General features: G+C 72.6%; 15 protein-coding genes and 1 tRNA gene. 14 read left to right on the top strand and 2 right to left on the bottom strand.

Annotated elements, in window-relative coordinates; genetic code table 11:
* From GTW40_RS06670 to GTW40_RS06660, 3 genes are all read left to right on the top strand, one after another.
* A partial coding sequence (locus GTW40_RS06670) for a UvrD-helicase domain-containing protein (RefSeq protein ID WP_161179228.1) occupies positions 1 to 1,572 on the top strand: 1,572 nt, incomplete at its 5' end.
* 350 nt (positions 1,573 to 1,922) lie between these two features.
* Positions 1,923 to 3,338, top strand: a complete 1,416-nt coding sequence (locus GTW40_RS06665) for an NAD-dependent malic enzyme (protein WP_161179227.1) — start codon at positions 1,923 to 1,925, stop codon at positions 3,336 to 3,338.
* Positions 3,339 to 3,603: 265 nt separating this feature from the next.
* Complete coding sequence (locus GTW40_RS06660) at positions 3,604 to 3,885, top strand: HU family DNA-binding protein (protein WP_018549700.1); 282 nt, start codon at positions 3,604 to 3,606, stop codon at positions 3,883 to 3,885.
* Positions 3,886 to 4,053: 168 nt separating this feature from the next.
* Here the strand turns inward: GTW40_RS06660 and murA are convergent, their stop codons facing one another.
* Positions 4,054 to 5,394: a UDP-N-acetylglucosamine 1-carboxyvinyltransferase gene (gene murA, locus GTW40_RS06655; protein ID WP_161179226.1), complete on the bottom strand. Its 1,341-nt coding sequence runs from the start codon at positions 5,392 to 5,394 to the stop codon at positions 4,054 to 4,056.
* Between the two features lie 348 nt (positions 5,395 to 5,742).
* Here murA and GTW40_RS06650 point away from each other — a divergent pair, with 348 nt between their 5' ends.
* The 7 genes from GTW40_RS06650 to GTW40_RS06620 all read left to right on the top strand — a co-directional run bounded on the left by GTW40_RS06650 (position 5,743) and on the right by GTW40_RS06620 (position 15,490).
* Positions 5,743 to 6,315, top strand: a complete 573-nt coding sequence (locus tag GTW40_RS06650; RefSeq protein ID WP_161179225.1) for a YqgE/AlgH family protein — start codon at positions 5,743 to 5,745, stop codon at positions 6,313 to 6,315.
* A 29-nt stretch (positions 6,316 to 6,344) separates the two neighbouring features.
* Positions 6,345 to 6,626, top strand: a complete 282-nt coding sequence (locus GTW40_RS06645; protein ID WP_018549697.1) for a DUF3039 domain-containing protein — start codon at positions 6,345 to 6,347, stop codon at positions 6,624 to 6,626.
* A gap of 355 nt (positions 6,627 to 6,981) precedes the next feature.
* A complete protein-coding gene (locus GTW40_RS06640; protein ID WP_161179224.1) occupies positions 6,982 to 8,694 on the top strand; it encodes a beta-N-acetylhexosaminidase in 1,713 nt (570 codons plus the stop codon).
* A 224-nt stretch (positions 8,695 to 8,918) separates the two neighbouring features.
* Positions 8,919 to 9,812, top strand: a complete 894-nt coding sequence (locus GTW40_RS06635; protein WP_161179223.1) for an FAD binding domain-containing protein — start codon at positions 8,919 to 8,921, stop codon at positions 9,810 to 9,812.
* Positions 9,809 to 11,593: a 2Fe-2S iron-sulfur cluster-binding protein gene (locus GTW40_RS06630; RefSeq protein ID WP_161179222.1), complete on the top strand. Its 1,785-nt coding sequence runs from the start codon at positions 9,809 to 9,811 to the stop codon at positions 11,591 to 11,593. The genes GTW40_RS06635 and GTW40_RS06630 overlap by 4 nt, the downstream gene beginning before the upstream one ends.
* Positions 11,590 to 13,899: a molybdopterin cofactor-binding domain-containing protein gene (locus GTW40_RS06625; RefSeq protein WP_161179221.1), complete on the top strand. Its 2,310-nt coding sequence runs from the start codon at positions 11,590 to 11,592 to the stop codon at positions 13,897 to 13,899. The genes GTW40_RS06630 and GTW40_RS06625 overlap by 4 nt, the downstream gene beginning before the upstream one ends.
* A 412-nt stretch (positions 13,900 to 14,311) precedes the next feature.
* Complete coding sequence (locus GTW40_RS06620) at positions 14,312 to 15,490, top strand: SUKH-4 family immunity protein (protein ID WP_161179220.1); 1,179 nt, start codon at positions 14,312 to 14,314, stop codon at positions 15,488 to 15,490.
* An 828-nt stretch (positions 15,491 to 16,318) separates the two neighbouring features.
* Here GTW40_RS06620 and GTW40_RS06615 read toward each other — a convergent pair.
* Positions 16,319 to 16,393, bottom strand: a tRNA-Cys gene (locus GTW40_RS06615).
* Between the two features lie 146 nt (positions 16,394 to 16,539).
* On the opposite strand from GTW40_RS06615, the gene GTW40_RS06610 reads away from it, so the two are divergent.
* From GTW40_RS06610 to GTW40_RS06600, 4 genes are all read left to right on the top strand, one after another.
* Positions 16,540 to 18,027, top strand: a complete 1,488-nt coding sequence (locus GTW40_RS06610) for an MFS transporter (RefSeq protein WP_202485499.1) — start codon at positions 16,540 to 16,542, stop codon at positions 18,025 to 18,027.
* Positions 18,028 to 18,060: 33 nt separating this feature from the next.
* Positions 18,061 to 18,210 (top strand): hypothetical protein, encoded by a 150-nt coding sequence (locus GTW40_RS32520; protein ID WP_202485504.1) that lies wholly within the window; start codon positions 18,061 to 18,063, stop codon positions 18,208 to 18,210.
* On the top strand, positions 18,207 to 18,578 hold the full coding sequence (locus tag GTW40_RS06605; protein WP_161179219.1) for a Fic family protein: 372 nt from the start codon (positions 18,207 to 18,209) through the stop codon (positions 18,576 to 18,578). The genes GTW40_RS32520 and GTW40_RS06605 overlap by 4 nt, the downstream gene beginning before the upstream one ends.
* A gap of 148 nt (positions 18,579 to 18,726) precedes the next feature.
* Positions 18,727 to 20,526 carry a DEAD/DEAH box helicase gene (locus GTW40_RS06600; protein WP_161179218.1) on the top strand — a complete coding sequence of 600 codons (1,800 nt, stop codon included), beginning with the start codon at positions 18,727 to 18,729 and terminating at the stop codon, positions 20,524 to 20,526.
* Positions 20,527 to 20,565: the final 39 nt, after the last annotated feature.

Here is a 20,565-nt window from a genome sequence, read left to right as displayed (position 1 = left end):
GTCGAGGGCGGCCCCGGCACCGGCAAGACCGCCGTCGCCCTGCACCGCGCGGCCTATCTGCTCTACCAGGACCGCAGACGCTACGCGGGCGGCATCCTGATCGTCTCGCCCACCCCGCTGCTCGTGGCCTACACCGAGGGCGTGCTGCCCTCGCTCGGCGAAGAGGGCCAGGTCGCCATCCGCGCGCTCGGCTCCCTGGTCGACGGCGTCGAGGCCACGCTCCACGACACCCCGGCCGTGGCCCGCGCCAAGGGCTCGTACCGGATGCTCAAGGTGCTGCGGAAGGCCGCGCGCGGCGCCCTCGAACTCGGCACCCCCGGCAGCGCCCCGCCCGACCGGCTCCGCGTGGTCGCCTTCGGCCGCCGCCTCGAACTGGAGGCCGGGGAACTGGAGCACGTCCGCCGCACCGCGCTCAGCGGCACCACCCCGGTCAACCTGCTCCGCCCGCGCGCCCGCAGGCTGCTCCTGGACGCCCTGTGGGCCAGGTCCGGCGCGGCGGGACGGCACACCGACCCCGAGCTGGCCGCCGAACTGCGCGCCTCCTTCGACGACGACGTGACCACCGAGGACTCCTTCATCGGCTTCCTGGACACCTGGTGGCCCGAGCTGACGCCGAAGGGCGTGCTCACCGCCATGGCCGACGAGAAGCGCCTCGGCCGCTGGTCGCGCCGCGTGTTCAACCCCGGCGAGGTCCGCAAGGTCGCCCGCTCGCTCAAGCGCGACGGGTACTCCGTGCACGACATCGCCCTCCTGGACGAGCTCCACGCGATCCTCGGCGCGCCCGCCCGCCCCCGCAAGAAGCGCGAACTGGACCCCCTGGCGCACCTCACCGGCCTGGAGGAGCTGATGCCGGTGCGCGAGGAGACCCAGCGCGAACGGGCCGAGCGGCTCGCGCAGGAGCGCACCGAGTACGCCCACGTCATCGTGGACGAGGCGCAGGACCTCACCCCCATGCAGTGGCGCATGGTCGGCCGCCGCGGCCGGCACGCCACCTGGACGGTCGTCGGCGACCCCGCCCAGTCTTCTTGGTCCGACCCGGATGAGGCGGCCGAGGCCCGCGACGAGGCCCTCGGCACCCGCCCTCGCCGCCGCTTCGAGCTGACCGTCAACTACCGCAACCCCTCCGAGATCGCGGACCTCGCCTCCAGGGTCCTCGCCCTCGCCATGCCCGGCGCCGAGCCGCCCTCCGCCGTACGCTCCACCGGCGTCGAACCCCGTTTCCGCGTCGTGGACGAGACGCTCGGCGCCACGGTCCGCGAGGAGGCCGAACGGCTCCTCGGTCTGGTCGACGGCACGGTCGGCGTCGTCGTCGCCATGAACCGCCGCGAGGAGGCCCGCCGCTGGCTGGCCGGGCTCGGCGACCGCGTGGTGGCCCTCGGCAGCCTGGAGGCCAAGGGCCTGGAGTACGACGCGACGGTCGTCGTCTCCCCGGCCGAGATCGCGGACGAGTCCCCGGCGGGCCTGCGGGTGCTCTACGTCGCGCTCACCCGCGCCACCCAGCAGCTCACCGTGGTCTCCGGCGAGCGGGACGTGCCGGACGCGGCCGGGGTGCCGGACCTGCTCCGCGACTGACCCCGGATCCGCCGCGCGGCTGACCCCCGTCCCGCCGCGCGGCTGATTCCGGCGAGCCGCGTGGACACGGGAATGCCCCCCGGCACCTGTTTGTTAGCCTTGTCGTGACACCGGCTCGATCCAAGCCCCCGGGCCCAACCTTCGTCGCTACGAGCGACCACTTGCCGCGAGGCGAGCATGGCGGGTCGGTGTCATGAATGTGAGCGAGAGGCCCACGTCACCTGTGACGTGGGCCTCTTGTCTTGGAGAACACAATGTCCGCAACCGGCGGCGACTACCACGTACCCGTCGGTAGGTGCGACGATCGGACGGCACAACACGCGTCACGGTGAAAGCAGAGGAAGTCGGCCATGGCAACGGCGCCCAGCGTCTCCTACTCGATGACCATCCGGTTGGAGGTGCCCGCGAGCGGAACGGCCGTCTCGCAGCTCACCACCGCCGTGGAGTCCTCCGGAGGCTCGGTCACCGGCCTCGACGTCACCGCCTCGGGGCACGAGAAGCTCCGTATCGACGTCACCATCGCCGCCAGCTCCACCGCGCACGCCGAGCAGATCGTCGAGCAGCTGCGCACCATCGAGGGCGTCACGCTCGGCAAGGTCTCCGACCGTACGTTCCTGATGCACCTCGGCGGCAAGATCGAGATGCAGTCCAAGCACCCCATCCGCAACCGTGACGACCTCTCCATGGTCTACACGCCCGGTGTGGCCCGCGTCTGCATGGCCATCGCGGCGAACCCCGAGGACGCCCGTCGCCTCACCATCAAGCGCAACTCGGTTGCGGTCGTGACGGACGGCTCCGCCGTGCTCGGACTCGGCAACATCGGTCCCAAGGCGGCGCTGCCGGTCATGGAGGGCAAGGCGGCGCTGTTCAAGCGCTTCGCGGGCATCGACGCCTGGCCGATCTGCCTGGACACCCAGGACACCGACGCCATCGTCGAGATCGTCAAGGCCATCGCCCCCGGCTTCGCGGGCATCAACCTGGAGGACATCTCCGCGCCCCGCTGCTTCGAGATCGAGGCCCGGCTGCGCGAGGCGCTGGACATCCCCGTCTTCCACGACGACCAGCACGGCACCGCCATCGTCGTCCTCGCCGCGCTCACCAACGCGCTGCGCGTCACCGGCCGCTCCATGGAGAGCATCCGGGTCGTCATGTCCGGCGCGGGCGCGGCCGGTACAGCCATCCTCAAGCTGCTGCTCGCCGCCGGGGTGAAGAACGCCGTCGTCGCCGACATCAACGGCGTCGTGCACGCGGGCCGCGAGGACCTGGTGGACGCCCCGGCGGACTCCGCGCTGCGCTGGATCGCGGACAACACCAACCCCGAGGGCCTGACCGGCACCCTGAAGGAGGCCGTGCGCGGCGCGGACGTCTTCATCGGCGTCTCCGCCCCGAACGTCCTGGACGGCGACGACGTGGCCGCCATGGCGGACGGCGCGATCGTGTTCGCGCTCGCGAACCCCGACCCCGAGGTGGACCCCGCCGTCGCCCGCCAGACGGCGGCCGTCGTGGCCACCGGCCGCTCGGACTTCCCGAACCAGATCAACAACGTGCTGGTCTTCCCGGGTGTCTTCCGCGGCCTGCTGGACGCCCAGTCCCGCACCGTCAACACGGAGATGATGCTCGCCGCCGCGCAGGCGCTGGCGAACGTCGTCACCGAGGACGAGCTGAACCCGAACTACATCGTCCCCAGCGTCTTCAACGACAAGGTCGCGGGCGCGGTCGCCGGAGCGGTGCGCGAGGCGGCCAAGGCCGCCGGGGCGGCTTCGTAACCGCAGGTACCGTAGGGTGCGGGGGCTGTGATGATCGACACGGCCCTCGCACGGCGAGTCGTGGGAAGTCCTTTGCCCGGCGCCCTCTAGGGTGACGGCCGGGCAGGCGTGTCCGTGTGACTCCCCAGGGTGCTCTCCTGACTCCTGCGGGTGCCGGATTGGCTTTCCCGCCGCAGGTAGGGGCAGGATGCGTTCCTGGGCGCGAGCGCATCGGCATCGATCTCACCTCACGCCTCAATGGCAAGAAGAACACGGGAGTAACAACATGAACCGCAGTGAGCTGGTGGCCGCGCTGGCCGACCGCGCCGAGGTGACCCGCAAGGACGCCGACGCCGTGCTGGCCGCGTTCGCCGAGGTCGTCGGCGACATCGTCTCCAAGGGCGACGAGAAGGTCACCATCCCCGGCTTCCTGACCTTCGAGCGCACCCACCGTGCCGCTCGTACCGCGCGCAACCCGCAGACCGGTGAGCCCATCAACATCCCGGCCGGCTTCAGCGTGAAGGTCTCGGCGGGCTCGAAGCTCAAGGAAGCCGCCAAGGGCAAGTGACCTTGCCATCTGTCTTTGCGTTCCGTGGATGACGGGGCGTGGAGACGGGTGTCTTGGCTGTAGAGCCGTAAAAAGCGCCGATGGGGCGGTACCCGGATTGATTCGGGTACCGCCCCATCGTGGTTGCGCTTACCAATGGCCTCAAACGCCGGCCGGGCTGATCGGTGTCTAGCTCAGGGCCTTGCCCGGGAGTTCGACCTTCGCGCCCAGCTCGACGAGCTTGTCCATGAAGTTCTCGTAGCCGCGGTTGATCAGGTCGATGCCGTGGACGCGGGAGGTGCCCTCGGCGGCCAGGGCCGCGATGAGGTACGAGAAGCCGCCGCGGAGGTCGGGGATGACCAGGTCGGCGCCCTGGAGCTTGGTGGGTCCTGACACGACCGCCGAGTGGAGGAAGTTGCGCGCGCCGAAGCGGCAGTTCGAGCCGCCCAGGCACTCGCGGTAGAGCTGGATGTGCGCGCCCATCTGGTTGAGCGCGGAGGTGAAGCCGAGGCGGGACTCGTAGACCGTCTCGTGGATGATCGACAGACCCGTGGCCTGGGTCAGCGCCACCACCAGCGGCTGCTGCCAGTCGGTCTGGAAGCCGGGGTGGACGTCCGTCTCCAGGGCGATGGACTTCAGCTGGCCGCCCGGGTGCCAGAAGCGGATGCCCTCGTCGTCGATCTCGAAGGCGCCGCCGACCTTGCGGTAGGTGTTCAGGAACGTCATCATCGAGCGCTGCTGGGCGCCGCGGACGTAGATGTTGCCGCCCGTCGCGAGGGCCGCCGAGGCCCAGGACGCGGCCTCCAGGCGGTCCGGCAGGGCGCGGTGGGTGTAGCCGCCGAGCTTGTCCACACCGGTGATGCGGATGGTGCGGTCGGTGTCCATGGCGATGATCGCGCCCATCTTCTGCAGTACGCAGATGAGGTCCTCGATCTCGGGCTCGACGGCCGCGTTGGACAGCTCCGTGACGCCCTCGGCCAGGACGGCCGTGAGCAGGACCTGCTCGGTGGCGCCCACGGAGGGGTACGGCAGGTCGATCTTCGTGCCGCGCAGGCGCTGCGGGGCCTCCAGGTACTGACCGTCCGCGCGCTTCTCGATGGTCGCGCCGAACTGGCGGAGCACGTCGAAGTGGAAGTCGATCGGCCGGCCGCCGATGTCGCAGCCGCCCAGGCCCGGGATGAAGGCGTGGCCGAGGCGGTGCAGCAGGGGGCCGCAGAAGAGGATCGGGATGCGGCTGGAACCGGCGTGGGCGTCGATGTCGGCGACGTTCGCGCTCTCGACGTAGGTCGGGTCGAGCACCAGTTCGCCGGGCTCGTCACCCGGACGGACCGTCACGCCGTGCAGCTGGAGCAGGCCGCGCACGACCCGCACGTCACGGATGTCCGGGACGTTGCGCAGGCGGCTCGGCTCGCTGCCCAGCAGGGCGGCGACCATGGCCTTCGGCACGAGGTTCTTCGCACCGCGGACACGGATCTCGCCCTCCAGCGGGGTTCCGCCGTGGACAAGCAGGACATCGTCGTTGACGGTCATGAATCTCGCGTTCCGATGAGTGTCGGGCAGGGGTCGGCCGATCACTTTGCGCAGGGGCCGGAGAGACAGGGTAATCGCCGATCACCCCCCGCCCGTAAGCCCGAGGCCGCTACCGCCGTGTCACAACACGAACGGTTTCCTGGCGGGTACGGGGGGTTACTGGGCGGGGCGGTCCCCGCCGGGGGTGCGGCGGGGAGGGCCGGCGTGGCGGCCGGGCGGGGTGGCGGAGGTCGTCGGCCTGGCGGCCGGCCAGGGTGGCGGGGAGTGCGGAGGGGAGGCTCGGCCCTGCCCCGCAGATTCACCCGCTCACGCTCCCCACACCACGGCCGGATGCGGGATCATGGCGGCATGACCGAGGTGTCCTCGCTCACGGGGCGGCTGCTCGTGGCAACGCCTGCCCTGGCGGATCCGAATTTCGATCGTGCGGTGGTGCTGCTCCTCGACCACGACGAGGAGGGGTCGCTGGGGGTTGTGCTGAACCGGCCGACGCCCGTGGGGGTGGGGGACATCCTGGCGGGGTGGGAGACGCTCGCGGGGGAGCCCGGGGTGGTGTTCCAGGGCGGGCCCGTCTCGCTGGACTCCGCGCTCGGGGTCGCGGTGATTCCGGGGGGCGCGAGCGGGGAGAGCGCGCCGCTCGGGTGGCGGCGGGTGCACGGGGCGATCGGGCTGGTGGATCTGGAGACGCCGCCGGAGCTGCTCGCGTCCGCGCTCGGCTCGCTGCGGATCTTCGCCGGGTACGCGGGCTGGGGCCCGGGTCAGCTGGAGGACGAAGTGGCCCAGGGCGCCTGGTACGTGGTGGAGTCCGAACCGGGCGACATCTCCTCCCCGGTGCCGGAGAAGCTGTGGCGGGAGGTGCTGCGCCGACAGCGCAACGAACTGGCGATGGTGGCCACCTATCCGGACGACCCGTCGCTCAACTGAAGCGGTCCGCCTTCAGTACCCTTGGCCGTATGAGCACTCTCGAGCCCGAGCGCGGGACTGGTACGGGAACCCTCGTCGAACCGACGCCGCAGGTCTCCCACGGCGACGGCGACCATGAGCGCTTCGCGCACTACGTCCAGAAGGACAAGATCATGGCGAGCGCCCTCGACGGCACGCCCGTCGTGGCGCTGTGCGGCAAGGTGTGGGTGCCCGGCCGCGACCCGAAGAAGTACCCCGTCTGCCCCATGTGCAAGGAGATCTACGAATCCATGAGCAGCGGCGGCGACGACAAGGGCGGCGACAAGAAGTAAAGAAGTAAGGGCTCTCTCACGCCTGACATCACGAGGCTCCCGGCACGCGCGTGGACGCGTTTCCCCGGGGGCCTTCGTGTTTCCCCGGAACACGCGTGTACGGCCGTCCCCGCATGTTTCGCGCGTATTACGTGTTGACCCGGTTCACACCCGAGTCGCCGCACACCACCGTTTCGCGCGAGCCCCGTGTGAACACCATTCGCCCCCGCCCCGCCTGTTTCGCGCGCACGTTCGCAAGATCGTCGGACCGCGTGTTTCCGCGCTTTCCCGCCGAGGCGTTCCCCGGCTCCCCGAGTTTTTCGCCCCGCCCCTGGGCACCGTCCCCCCTGTGACGAGAGACAAGGGGTGGACGGAAGTGACGGATGTGATTCCCGCGCCCGTCGCCGCGGCGGAGAACGGCCCCCGGGGATTCACCCTCGGAGAAGGCACCGGCATCGCGGCCGGAGAGGGCGCGGGCGGCACCGAACGCTGGCTCAGGTCCACCCTCGGCGCGGCCACCGGACTCCCCCTGCCCCCGGCGGACGCGGACCGGCCCGACACCGTACGGCTCACCGTGGACCCCGCCGTCACCGCCCGCCTCGGCCTGGAGGGCTACCGCCTCACCGTCACCCCCACCGGCGCCGACCTGCGCGGCGGCGGCCCCGCCGGGCTGTTCTGGGGCGCCCAGACGCTGCGCCAGCTGCTCGGCCCGGACGCCTTCCGCCGCGCCCCGCTCCCCGGCCGCACCTGGCGGCTCCCGCCGGTCCGTATCGAGGACGCGCCCCGCTTCGCCTGGCGCGGGCTGCTGCTCGACGTGGCCCGGCACTTCATGCCCAAGGAAGGCGTACTGCGGCTGCTCGATCTGCTCGCCGCGCACAAACTCAACGTGCTGCACCTGCATCTGACGGATGATCAGGGCTGGCGTATCGAGATCCGTCGCCATCCGCGACTCACCGGGACCGGCTCCTGGCGCGCCCGTACCAAATTCGGCCACCGCGCCTCACCCCTGTGGGAACACAAACCGCACGGCGGCCACTACACGCGGGACGACATCCGGGAGATCGTCTCCTACGCCGCCGAACGGCATATCACCGTCGTCCCCGAAATCGATCTTCCGGGTCACTCCCAGGCCGCGATCGCCGCGTATCCGGAACTCGGCAACACCGACGCCGTCGACACCGCCGCGCTCACCGTCCGGGACGACTGGGGGATCTCCCCGCACGTCCTCGCGCCCACCGAAGCGGTACTGCGTTTCTACGAGGGCGTGCTGGAGGAGGTGCTGGAACTGTTCCCCTCGCGGATCGTGCACCTCGGGGGCGACGAGTGCCCGGTGGACGAGTGGCGGGCGTCGGCCGTCGCGCGGGCCCGGGTCGCGGAACTCGGGCTCGCCGACGCGGAGGCGCTGCGCTCGTGGTTCACCGGCCACTTCGGGGCGTGGCTCGCCGCGCGCGGGCGGACGCTCGCCGGGTGGGACGAGATCCTGGACGGGCCCGTACCGGACGGCGCGGTCGTCTCCTGCTGGCGCGGCCACGCGGCCGGGGCGGACGCCGTACGGGCCGGGCACGACGTGGTGATGTGCCCCGAGCAGCACGTCTACCTGGACCACCGTCAGGCGCCCGGCGCCGACGAGCCGGTCCCGATCGGCTATGTGCGCACCCTGGAGGACGTCTACCGCTTCGACCCCGTTCCGCCCGGCCTCACCCCGGCCGAGACCGGCCGCGTCCTCGGCACCCAGGCCAACGTGTGGACCGAGGCCATGGAGGACGCCGGACGCGTGGACTACCAGGTCTTCCCCCGGCTCGCCGCGTTCGCGGAGGTCGCCTGGAGTCCGCTGCCCGCGCCCGGAGAGCGGGACTTCGCGGACTTCGAGCGTCGCATGACCGCCCACTACCGCCGCCTGGACGCCCTCGGTGTGGCCTACCGTCCACCCACCGGCCCCCACCCCTGGCAACGCCGCCCGGGCGTCCCGGGCAAGCCGTTCCCGGGGCCGCCGCCGACGGTGCCGCCCCCGGCGACCCGGGCCCCGGCGGCCACCGGCCCCGCGCCCCTGAACCCCGCCGACTCGAACGACGTACCGACGAACACGTAATGGAAAAAGGCCCCGAGACTCGCCGAAGCGGGTCAATCGGACCAGCCGTGCGATGGCGGTGGAAACCGGGTCGTACGGCCGGAGGCGCGGCCCAACACCCCTGGCGGACCCCGGCGTCCGGGGCTTGCGAAGATGTGCCAGAGTTGCCACGTCCGCCCTGTCAGGCCGTACCGTACGGCAGCACAGGCGGGGACCAGGTGGGGCAGCGGGAAGGGGCAGCCGGTTTGACCACGCACGCACCGCAGGCGGCGCAGGCCGTCACGCTGCCCACGACACTGGACGAGGCGGTGGCGGCCCTGACCGCCATGCCGACCGCCGTCCCCGTCGCGGGCGGCACGGATCTGATGCACGCGGTCAACTCCGGCCGGCTCAGGCCCGCCGCGCTCGTCGGCCTCGGCCGGATCAGCGAGATCCGCGGCTGGCAGTACCAGGACGGCCACGCCCTGCTCGGCGCCGGACTCACCCACGCCCGCATGGGCCGCCCCGACTTCGCCGCGCTCATCCCGGCGCTCGCCGCCGCCGCGCGCGCCGCGGGCCCGCCGCACATCCGCAACGCGGGCACCCTCGGCGGCAACATCGCGACCGCGGCCCCGACCGGCGACGCGCTGCCGGTGCTCGCCGCGCTGGAGGCCACGCTGATCATCGCGGGCCTCGACGGCGCCCGCCGCGAGATCCCGGTCTCCCACCTGCTGGCCGGGGTCGAGATGCTGAACGGCGGCGAACTCATCGGGTACGTACGCGTACCGCTGCTGCACGCCCCCCAGGTCTTCCTCAAGGCGACGGGCCGCACCGGACCCGGCCGCGCCGCCGCCTCCGTGGCGCTCGTGCTCGACCCCGCCCGGCGCGGGGTGCGGTGCGCCGTCGGCGCCATCGCGCCGATGCCGCTGCGCCCGCTGGAGGCCGAGCAGTGGGTCGCGCAGCTCATCGACTGGGACAACGACCGCGCGCTGGTCCCCGAGGCGCTGCACGCCTTCGGGGAGTACGTCGCCGCGGCCTGCATCCCCGACCCGGCCCCCGGGCCGGACGGCACGGTGGCAGCGCTGCCGCCCGCCGTACTGCACCTGCGGCGCACCGTCGCCGCGCTGGCCCGACGGGCACTGGGGAGGGCGCTGTCGTGAGCGACGACCAGCACGGAGAGGGCGCGCCCCAGGGCGGCGGCCGGTGGAACCCGCTGCCCCAGGGCGAGTACGACGACGGCGCCACCGCCTTCGTCCAGCTCCCCGAGGGCGGCATCGAAGCCCTGCTGTCCGGTGACAGCCCGCTCGCCGCGCCGGGCCACGGCTATGTGCCGCCCCGGATCGAACCCGTCCCGCCCGCCGACGGCCAGGCCCCGCCCGCAGCGCCGGGCGGCTGGGGCGCGCCGACCGACACCCACCAGTGGCCCGTGCAGGGCGAGCAGGGCGGCGGCGACCGCTTCACGTACGAGCCGCAGATCACGCCGTATCCGCAGGACGGTCACACGGGTGCCGGGCAGCACGGCGCCGACTACTCCGGTACGGGGCAGCACGCGGGCGCCGACCACGCGGGCACCGGCCAGTACCCGGCCGCCGACCAGCACGGCACGGCCCAGCACGGCACCGCCCAGCACCAGGCCCCGCACCAGCCCGGCGCCGACCAGCACTGGGCCGTCGAGGAGCCCGCCGCGCCCGGACACGACGTGACCGGCCACTGGTCCGTACCTGTTGCGGGCGGTGAGCTGCCGGACGAGTCGGGCGAGTTCACCACGTCCGCGCTGGCCGAGCAGTGGGGCACCGGCGCGCCCACCACCCTGCCCGGCGGTGCGGCGGCGCCCTGGGCGACCGAGGCCGCGGGCGACCCCTGGGGCCGTCCGCAGGAGCCCGCGCAGCACACCCCGGCAGGCGGTACGCCGCTGCCGGAGGAGGCGTACGCGGGCGGCCCGGACGGGGGCGTCTACGGCACAGAGGACGCCTACGGACCCGAGGCCGCCGAGGCCGCCGACGCTCCCGAGGAGGCCCCTGAGGGCCCCGCTGACGGTCCGGCAGCACCCGGCGCGGCCACGGAGACCGCCCTCGCCCCCGAGGCGGCGGAGAACGCCGACGAGGCCGGGCCGGAAGTAAAGCTTGAACCCGGGGCCGCCGCCGAGCCGCAGGGCGACCGGCCCGAAGGCGAGGCCGACGACCTCGCGGCGGGCCAGGAGCCGGGCGCCGACCCGCTCCCGCCCCACGACGACCACCCCCTCACCTCGTACGTCCTGCGGGTCAACGGCGGCGACCGCCCCGTGACCGACGCCTGGATCGGCGAGTCCCTGCTCTACGTGCTGCGCGAGCGGCTCGGCCTCGCGGGCGCCAAGGACGGCTGCTCGCAGGGCGAGTGCGGGGCCTGCAACGTCCAGGTGGACGGCCGTCTGGTCGCCTCCTGCCTGGTCCCGGCGGTCACCACGGCGGGCAGCGAGGTCCGTACCGTCGAGGGCCTGGCCGCCGACAGACACCCCTCCGACGTGCAGCGCGCGCTCGCCCGGTGCGGCGCCGTGCAGTGCGGCTTCTGCGTGCCCGGCATCGCGATGACCCTGCACGACCTCCTTGAGGGCAACCCGGCCCCCTCCGAGCTGGAGACCCGGCAGGCCCTGTGCGGCAACCTGTGCCGCTGCTCCGGCTACCGGGGCGTCCTGGACGCCGTGCGGGAGGTCGTCGCGGAGCGCGAGGCGCACGCGGCCGCCGAGGCCGAGGCCGGGGCGGACGGCGACACCGCCCGCATCCCGCACCAGGCGCCCCCCGGCGCCGGAGGCGTCAACCCGTCGGCCTTCGCGGCGCCCGGCGCCTTCGACACGCCCGGGGACCAGCACCAGCAGTACCCGCCCCAGGGTCCGTACGCCCCGCCCGAGCAGGACCCGTACGCCCCGCAGGACCCGTACTACGGCCAGGACGGAGGCCAGGCGTGAGCAACGAAGCCGCCACCGCGATCCCGGCGGCGGAAGCGGTCCCCGCTCCCGAGCCGCTGCCGCACGGCCTCGGCGCCTCCCTGCCGCACGCCGACGCCCGCGCCAAGACCGAGGGCACCTTCCCCTACGCCGCCGACCTGTGGGCCGAGGGCCTGCTGTGGGCCGCCGTGCTGCGCTCCCCGCACGCGCACGCGCGCATCGTGTCCATCGACACCAGCCACGCGCGCGAGATGCCCGGCGTCCGCGCCGTCATCACGCACGAGGACGTGCCCGGCACCCCCCGGCACGGCCGGGGCACCCCCGACCGGCCGGTGTTCGCCTCCGAGGTCGTACGCCACCACGGCGAGCCCATCGCCGCCGTCGCCGCCGACCACCCCGACACCGCGCGGATGGCCGCCGCCGCCGTGATCGTCGAGTACGAGATCCTCGACCCGGTCACCGACCCGGAGCAGTCCTTCGAGGCCGAACCCCTGCACCCCGACGGCAACCTGATCCGGCACATCCCGCTGCGCCACGGCGACCCGGAGGCGGCGGGCGAGATCGTGGTCGAGGGGCTGTACCGCATCGGCCGCCAGGACCCCGCGCCCATCGGCGCCGAGGCCGGGCTCGCCGTGCCGCGGCCCGACGGCGGGGTGGAGCTGTATCTGGCCTCCACCGACCCGCACACCGACCGCAACACGGCCGCCGCCTGCTACGGCCTGCCCGCCGACCGCGTGAAGATCGTCGTCACCGGCGTGCCCGGCGCCACCGCCGACCGCGAGGACCAGGGCTTCCAACTCCCGCTCGGCCTGCTCGCGTTGAAGACCGGCTGCCCGGTGAAGCTCGCGGCGAACCGCGAGGAGTCCTTCCTCGGGCACACCCACCGCCACCCCACCCTGCTGCGCTACCGCCACCACGCGGACGCCGAGGGCAAGTTGGTGAAGGTCGAGGCGCAGATCCTGCTCGACGCGGGCCCCTACGCGGACACGTCGGCCGACGCGCTCGCCGCCGCCGTCTCCTTCGCCTGCGGTCCGTACGTCGTCCCGAACGCCTTCATCGAGGGCTGGGCCGTGCGCACCAACAACCCGCCCTCCGGCCATGTGCGCGGCGAGGGCGCGATGCAGGTGTGCGCCGCCTACGAGGCGCAGATGGACAAGCTGGCCAGGAAACTCGACCTGGACCCGGCCGACTTGAGGCTGCGCAACGCGCTCGCGACCGGTGACGTGCTGCCCATCGGGCAGACCGTGACCTGCCCGGCGCCGGTGGCCGAACTCCTGGAGGCGGTACGGGACTTCCCGCTGCCGACGCTGCCCAAGGACACCCCCGAGGAGGACTGGCTGCTGCCCGGCGGCCCCGAGGGCGCGGGCGAGCCGGGCGCGGTGCGCCGGGGCGTCGGCTACGGCCTCGGCATGGTCCACATGCTCGGTGGCGAGGGCGCGGACGAGGTGTCCACGGCCACCGTCAAGGTCCACGACGGCGTCGCGACCGTGCTGTGCGCGGCGGTGGAGTCAGGGCAGGGTTTCACCACGCTCGCCCGGCAGATCGTCCAGGAGACCCTGGGCGTGGACGAGGTGCACGTGGCGCCCGTCGACACCGACCAGCCCACGGCGGGCCCCGGCTGCCGGGGACGGCACACCTGGGTCTCCGGCGGCGCGGTGGAGCGCGCGGCCAAGATGGTCCGCACCCAGCTTCTCCAGCCGCTGGCGCACAAGTTCGGCATGTCGACCGAGCTGCTCCAGATCACCGACGGCAAGATCACCTCGTACGACGGGGTGCTCTCGACCACCGTCGCGGAGGCGCTTGAGGGCAAGGAGCTGTGGGCCACGGCCCAGTGCCGCCCGCATCCGACCGAGCCGCTGGACGGCGCCGGTCAGGGTGACGCGTTCGTCGGCCTCGCCTTCTGCGCGATCCGCGCGGTGGTGGACGTGGACGTGGAGCTGGGCGCGGTCCGGGTGGTCGAGCTGGCCGTCGCCCAGGACGTGGGCCGTGTGCTCAATCCGGCCCAGCTGCGCGCCCGTATCGAGGGCGGTGTCACGCAGGGCGTGGGCATCGCGCTCACCGAGAACCTGCGCACCGCGCGCGGTCTGATCCGCCACCCGGATCTGACCGGGTACGCGCTGCCGACCTCGCTGGACGCGCCGGACATCCGGATCGTGAAGCTCGTCGAGGAGCGGGACGTGGTCGCGCCCTTCGGCGCCAAGTCGGCCGGCGCGGTGCCGGTGGTGACGGCCCCGGCCGCCATCGCCTCCGCCGTCCGCGCGGCCACCGGCCGCCCGGTCAACCGCCTCCCGATCCGACCCCAGGCCGCGGTGGTGACCTCGCTGTGACGGACGAACCCCGATACGAACCGGCGCCCAGCGTGGGGAAGTTGTTCCTCTGGGTGCTGCTGTTCATCGTGGCGGCGATCGTCGTCGTGCTCGGCGGGATCTACTTCACCTGAGGCGGCCGACGCCTCGGGTGTCGTGCGCGTCACGTGCTTTTCTCACGCCGTGACGCAACGGGCGGCGGGGGAGCGGCGTCTTCTCGTACGGGCCGTTGTCACATGGGGCCCGTTGTCAGTGGCGCGGCGTAATGTTCCGGGTGGTGGGTGTCCCGGTCGCGCGCTGCGGTTGAGCCCGGACGCGTCCCGTCTCCGGGGAAGCCGCACGACGAGCCGTACGACGATGCACGTGACGTACGACGGACATGACGTACGACGTACCGATTTACCACGTACCGATGAAGATCGCGGGGGAAGCGATGAGCACGACCGAAACCGAGGTCTCGGCGATCACACTGACCGAGGCCGAGCTGGACCGTTACGTCACCCACGCGCCCACGCGCGGCCTGCTCGCCGGTCCCGGACTGCCCCCGGACGCCGGGCTGTTGACCTTCGCGCCGCTGCGCACGCACGGGCTGCGCCGCCTGGCCGATGCCGCCGACGCGACCGACACCGCCGAGGGCCCCTTCCGGCTCGCGGAGGAGCTGCGGGACCGGCTGGTGATAGGCGAACTGCTCGGCCCGGCCGGGCTTGAGCAGCCGTCGATCCTGCTCGACGGGGTGACGGGCGAGCTGACGACGGCGTATCTGTACGACCCCGCCGACCCGCACCCCTTCGCCCCGTCCCTCGCCACCCTGCTTCGGTTCGCCGCCGTCACCGAGGAACTGGCGGGCCTGCGCGGCCGGTTCGCGGAACTGCGCGGACGGTACGGCCCGGAGACGGCGGCCGAGGCGTCCCGCCGGCTCCTTGCGCTCTTCGAGGAGGGCATGGACGGCGCGGTCCCGGCCTACTGGAAGGTGGCGGCCCTGATCCGCCCGCTGTCCCTGGTGGCCGCGCCGGGCCGCTCCGGCGGTCTCACCGTCGACCTTCCCGGGCGGCTCCTGGAGGAGGAGTTCGGGTCCGGCAGGGTGGTCCGCTTCGAGGAGGTGGACTTCCCGCGCACGCTCACCCACGAGCCGACGCGCCGCTTCCTGCGGGAGACGGGACTGCCGGAGGAGGCGGTGCTGTTCCACGCGGACGCGGACGGCCCGCTGCGCACGCTCACCGAGTACTTCGAGGAGGAGGCCGCCGAGGACCACCCCCTCGACCTGCTCCCGGCCCACGCCGACCATCTGATCCGCCTCGGCCACCTCCTGGAGGCGACCAGCCTCGTGGTCGACGGCCGCACCGGCGCGGTCCTCAGCTACACGGAGCAGGACGGCACCCTCCACCCCCTGAACACCGACACCTCCACCCTCGCCTACACCCTCTGGCTCCTCCACCACGAGCGCACGATCGACGAGCACCTCTCCCACGAGCTGACGACGGCCGCGTACGACCAGCTGGCGGCCACCATGCTCGACACGCTGGCGTCCCTCGACCCGACGGGCACCGACCCGGCGACGGACTGGCACTACTGGACGGAGCTGTTCCAGGACGAGGCGGGCGGGGTGCTCTGACGCCGGCGGCAGGCTCAGCGGGCTTGGCGGGACCCCGCCGACGGACCCCTGGATTCTGCCGATCATGCGGATACGCCAGGATTCGCTACCCTCGCAAGACCGCGACCAGCGCTTTCCCTCACGCGCCACGGGTCACGCCACCCCGTTCGCAAGGCGGATTCGCCACCCAAAGTGGGGCAAGTTACCGAACTTGTCTCCCCCATGCTTGAGTACACCGACGACTTGCGGTTATCTCGTCGCGTGACGTCGGGCGAGCCGGTTGCCCGACGCGATGACTTCCCGTGGATACACGTGGCCCGGCTGCGGGGTGCATCCCGAAGCCGGGCCGGTGTGCGGGAACAGGGTGGGTCCGGCCGGGTAGGAAGCGGTCGGGCCCACTCGCCCTGACCAGCCGTCCGGTTCACCCTCTTACGCGTCACATGAAGCGATCAACGCATCCCGCAATGGCAGTGACCGCCGTGAGGAACAAGGCTGCCAACTGCACCCAGTCCGACACCTGGCGGTGCCGTAGGCGCCTTCCCCGTCTCGTCGATCGCACCATCTCGCCGATCTCCTGTCTCTCAGCATCCCCAACGTCGTTGGGACCTGCCGATCCGGCAGGCGTTCCAGGAGAGACACATCGGCCTCTGGCAACCTACCGGCACGCCAGGGGTCCGCACGACCGGACGCCGTTGTTCGCCAGGCTTCGCCAGGGTCAACCCCGGAGACCGCTACCAGAGCGGCGGTCGGCGGTGCTGTCCGGCCCGGCCGGGGCGCGGTTGGGGCGGACGGACGAGGGGACGGCAACCCGTCCGGGTCGCCGTCCCCTCGTCCGCCTCGGTGAGGCGGTGGAGGCCGTGGCGGGAATCGAACCCGCGTAACTCGCTTTGCAGACGAGTCCCTGAGCCACTCGGGCACACGGCCGTGTGTCGTGGAATGAACGTAGGCGGGGGTCGGAGGGTGGGGCAACGGGTGCAATGTGACTGTCATGGGGCGTTCATGAGCGGGGGAGGGGAGTAGGGCCAAGGGAGGAGGGGTGGTGGGGCTCTGGACAGGGGTCAAAGGGGGGAATGGGCCTTACGCTGGCCCGCATGACCGCCGTTGAGCAGCCCGACAGAGCCGTTGTGGATGGAGTCGCCGAGCCCGATGAGGGGGGCGTGCTGGGACGGGCGTACCGGGCGCTCAGTGTGGGTGTGGTGTCCGTGGTGCTGCTCATTGCTTTTGAGGCGACTGCCGTGGGTACTGCCATGCCCGTTGCCGCGCGGGAGCTGCACGGGGTGGCGTTGTACGCGTTCGCGTTCTCCGGGTACTTCACGACCAGCCTCACCGGCATGGTGCTCGCCGGGCAGTGGGCGGACCGGCGGGGGCCGCTGGGGGCGCTCACCGCCGGGATCGGGGCGTTCGCGGGCGGGCTCGTGGTGTCCGGGACCGCGCAGGTGATGTGGGTGTTCATCCTGGGGCGGGCGGTGCAGGGGCTCGGCGGCGGGCTGGTGATCGTCGCGCTGTACGTCGTCGTCGGGCGCGCGTACTCCGAGCGGCTGCGGCCCGCGATCATGGCGGCGTTCGCGGCCGCGTGGGTGGTGCCGTCGGTCGTCGGGCCGCTGGCCTCCGGCGCGGTGACCGAGCACCTCGGCTGGCGGTGGGTCTTCCTCGGCATTCCGGTGCTCGTCGTGCTGCCGCTCGGGCTCGCCCTGCCGCAGATCCGGCGCCGGGCCGGTGGACCCGTCGGGACCCGGGACGCCCCCTCGCTCGACCGGCGCCGCATCCGGCTCGCCCTCGCGGTGTCCGTCGGCGCCGGGCTGCTCCAGTACGCCGCCCAGGATCTGCGGCCCGTGTCCGTGCTGCCCGGACTCGCCGGTGCCGCGCTGATCGTGCCCGCAGCGCTACGGCTGCTGCCGCGCGGCACCTACCGGGCCGCGCGCGGGCTGCCCGCCGTCGTCCTGCTGCGCGGGGTGTCCGCCGGGGCCTTTGTCGCCGCCGAGTCGTTCGTACCGCTGATGCTCGTCACCCAGCGGGGGCTGTCGCCCACCCTCGCCGGGTTCTCGCTGGCCGCGGGCGGGGCGACCTGGGCGCTGGCCTCCTGGGTGCAGTCCCGGCCCGCGACCGCGCCGTACCGCGAGCGGCTGATGACGCTCGGGATGCTGCTGGTCGCGGGCGCGATCGTCGCCGCGCCGAGCGTGCTGCTGCCCGCCGTGCCGGTGTGGGTCGTCGCGGTCGCCTGGGGCTTCGGCTGCTTCGGCATGGGGCTCGTGATCGGCTCCACCAGCGTCCTGCTCCTCCGGCTCTCCGCCCCCGAGGAGGCGGGCGCCAACTCCGCCGCGCTCCAGATCTCCGACGCCCTGTCCAACGTCGTCCTGCTCTCGGCGGCGGGCGCGGCGTTCGCGGCGCTGGGCGGCGGCGGTACGGCGGCCTCCGCGGCGGCGCATGTCACGGGCTCCCACCCGGCCGCCTTCGCTGTCGTCTTCCTGCCGATGGCGGGGGTGGCGCTGGTGGGGGCGTGGGTGACGACGCGGTTGCGCGAGCCCGAAGGCACCGCCGCGCACGAGAAAACCCGGTGATTCCCGGCCGTACGGCGTCATACGGTGGGGATCATGACCGAGCGTGACCTGACTCCCGACGATCAGCGGCCCGGCCCGACCTCCCCGGAGCGGGACGACGCCGAGGAGCGCGCCCGCCTCTTCGAGGAGGCCGCCGAGCACGTCCTCGCCGCCAGCGCCGAGCTCAACCGGAGGCTCGCGTGACCCGCTATCTCACCCTCCCCGAGGTGCTGGACCTCGCCCACCGGCTCGACGCCGACGAGGTGCGCGACACCGGCCTCCTGGAGTCCGCGCTCGCCCGCCCCGAGTCCAGCGCGTTCGGCCGGGACGCCTACCCGGACGTCTGGCTGAAGGCCGCCGCGCTCATGGAGTCGCACGCCCGCAACCACGCCCTCGTGGACGGCAACAAGCGGATCTCCTGGTACACGGCGTGGGTCTTCCTGCACCTGAACGGGCACCCGCTCGACCCCGCGTTCGACGTGGACGAGGCCGAGCGGTTCGTGCTGGACGCGTGCCAGGGAAAGCTCGCCGTGGCGGAGATCGCGGAGGGGCTGGAGCGTTTCGCGAGGTGACTGTGACGTCGGTCCCAACCGGACCGGCGTCCGCCTCGTCCGCCCCCGGTCGAGGTGCGCGCGCCGGTAGGGTGGTCCGGTTGTTCTACGCAGTCGAGCCGCCCTCAACCCCGTAGTCGAGCCGCCCTCAGCCCCCACCTCGGAGACCGTGACTACCACCGCCGCATCCTCCGCCGCGTCCCACCATCTGTCCCCCGCCTTTCCCGGCCGTGCCCCCTGGGGTACCGCCAGCAAGCTGCGTGCCTGGCAGCAGGGGGCGATGGAGAAGTACATCCAGGAGCAGCCGCGCGACTTCCTCGCCGTCGCCACGCCCGGCGCCGGCAAGACAACCTTCGCGCTGACGCTGGCCTCCTGGCTGTTGCACCACCATGTCGTGCAGCAGGTGACCGTCGTCGCGCCGACCGAGCATCTGAAGAAGCAGTGGGCGGAAGCCGCGGCCCGGATAGGGATCAAGCTGGACCCGGAGTACAGCGCGGGTCCGGTCGGCAAGGACTACCACGGGGTCGCCGTGACGTACGCCGGTGTCGGTGTGCGCCCGATGCTGCACCGCAACCGCTCCGAGCAGCGCAAGACGCTGGTGATCCTGGACGAGATCCACCACGCCGGTGACTCCAAGTCCTGGGGCGAGGCGTGCCTGGAGGCGTTCGAGCCCGCGACCCGGCGGCTCGCGCTGACCGGTACGCCGTTCCGCTCGGACACCAACCCGATCCCCTTCGTGACGTACGAGGAGGGCAACGACGGCATCCGGCGCTCGGCCGCCGACTACACCTACGGCTACGGCAACGCGCTCGCGGACCACGTCGTCCGCCCCGTGATCTTCCTCAGCTACAGCGGCCAGATGCGCTGGCGCACCAAGGCGGGCGACGAGATCGCGGCCCGGCTGGGCGAGCCGATGACCAAGGACGCGGTCAGTCAGGCGTGGCGTACGGCGCTCGATCCGCGCGGCGAGTGGATGCCGAGCGTGCTGCGCGCCGCCGACCAGCGGCTGACCGAGGTCAGGAAGGCCATCCCGGACGCCGGTGCGCTGGTCATCGCCTCCGACCAGGAATCGGCCCGCGCCTACGCCAAGCTCATCCGCGAGATCACCGGCACCAAGGCCACGCTGGTCCTGTCGGACGACACCGGCGCCTCGAAGCGGATCGACGACTTCAGCGCGAGCAACGACCGCTGGATGGTCGCGGTGCGCATGGTGTCCGAGGGTGTCGACGTGCCTCGCCTCGCGGTGGGCGTGTACGCGACGACGATCTCGACGCCGTTGTTCTTCGCGCAGGCCGTCGGGCGTTTCGTACGGTCCCGGCGGCGCGGCGAGACCGCGTCCGTGTTCCTGCCGACCGTGCCCGACCTGCTGACCTTCGCCAACGAGATGGAGAAGGAGCGGGACCACGCCCTCGACAAGCCGAAGAAGCAGGGCGAGGAGGATCCGTACGCCGAGTCCGAGAAGGAGATGGACGAGGCGAACAAGCAGCAGGACGAGGACACCGGCGAGCAGGAGCAGTTCTCCTTCGAGGCGCTGGAGTCCGAGGCGGTCTTCGACCGGGTGCTGTACGACGGTGCCGAGTTCGGTATGCAGGCGCATCCGGGGAGCGAGGAGGAGCAGGACTACCTCGGTATCCCGGGGCTGCTCGAGCCCGAGCAGGTGCAGCTGCTGCTCCAGAAGCGGCAGGCACGGCAGATCGCGCACAGCCGGAAGAAGCCGGACGCGGAGGCGGACCTGCTGGAGCTGCCCGCCGAGCGGCGCCCCGTGGTCAGCCACAAGGAGATGATGGAGCTCCGCAAGAAGCTCAACACGATGGTGAGCGCGTATGTGCACCAGAGTGGCAAGCCGCACGGGGTGATCCACACCGAGCTGCGGCGGGTGTGCGGGGGGCCGCCGAGTGCGGAGGCGACGGCGGGGCAGCTGAGGCAGCGGATCGAGAAGGTGCAGGAGTGGGCTACGCGGATGAGGTGACGCTCCGCTGGGTTCGACGAATTTTTCCCACCCGCCCAC

Source organism: Streptomyces sp. SID4985, from assembly GCF_009863025.1.
Lineage (GTDB): Bacteria > Actinomycetota > Actinomycetes > Streptomycetales > Streptomycetaceae > Streptomyces.
This window is presented reverse-complemented; position numbering and strand designations above follow the sequence as displayed.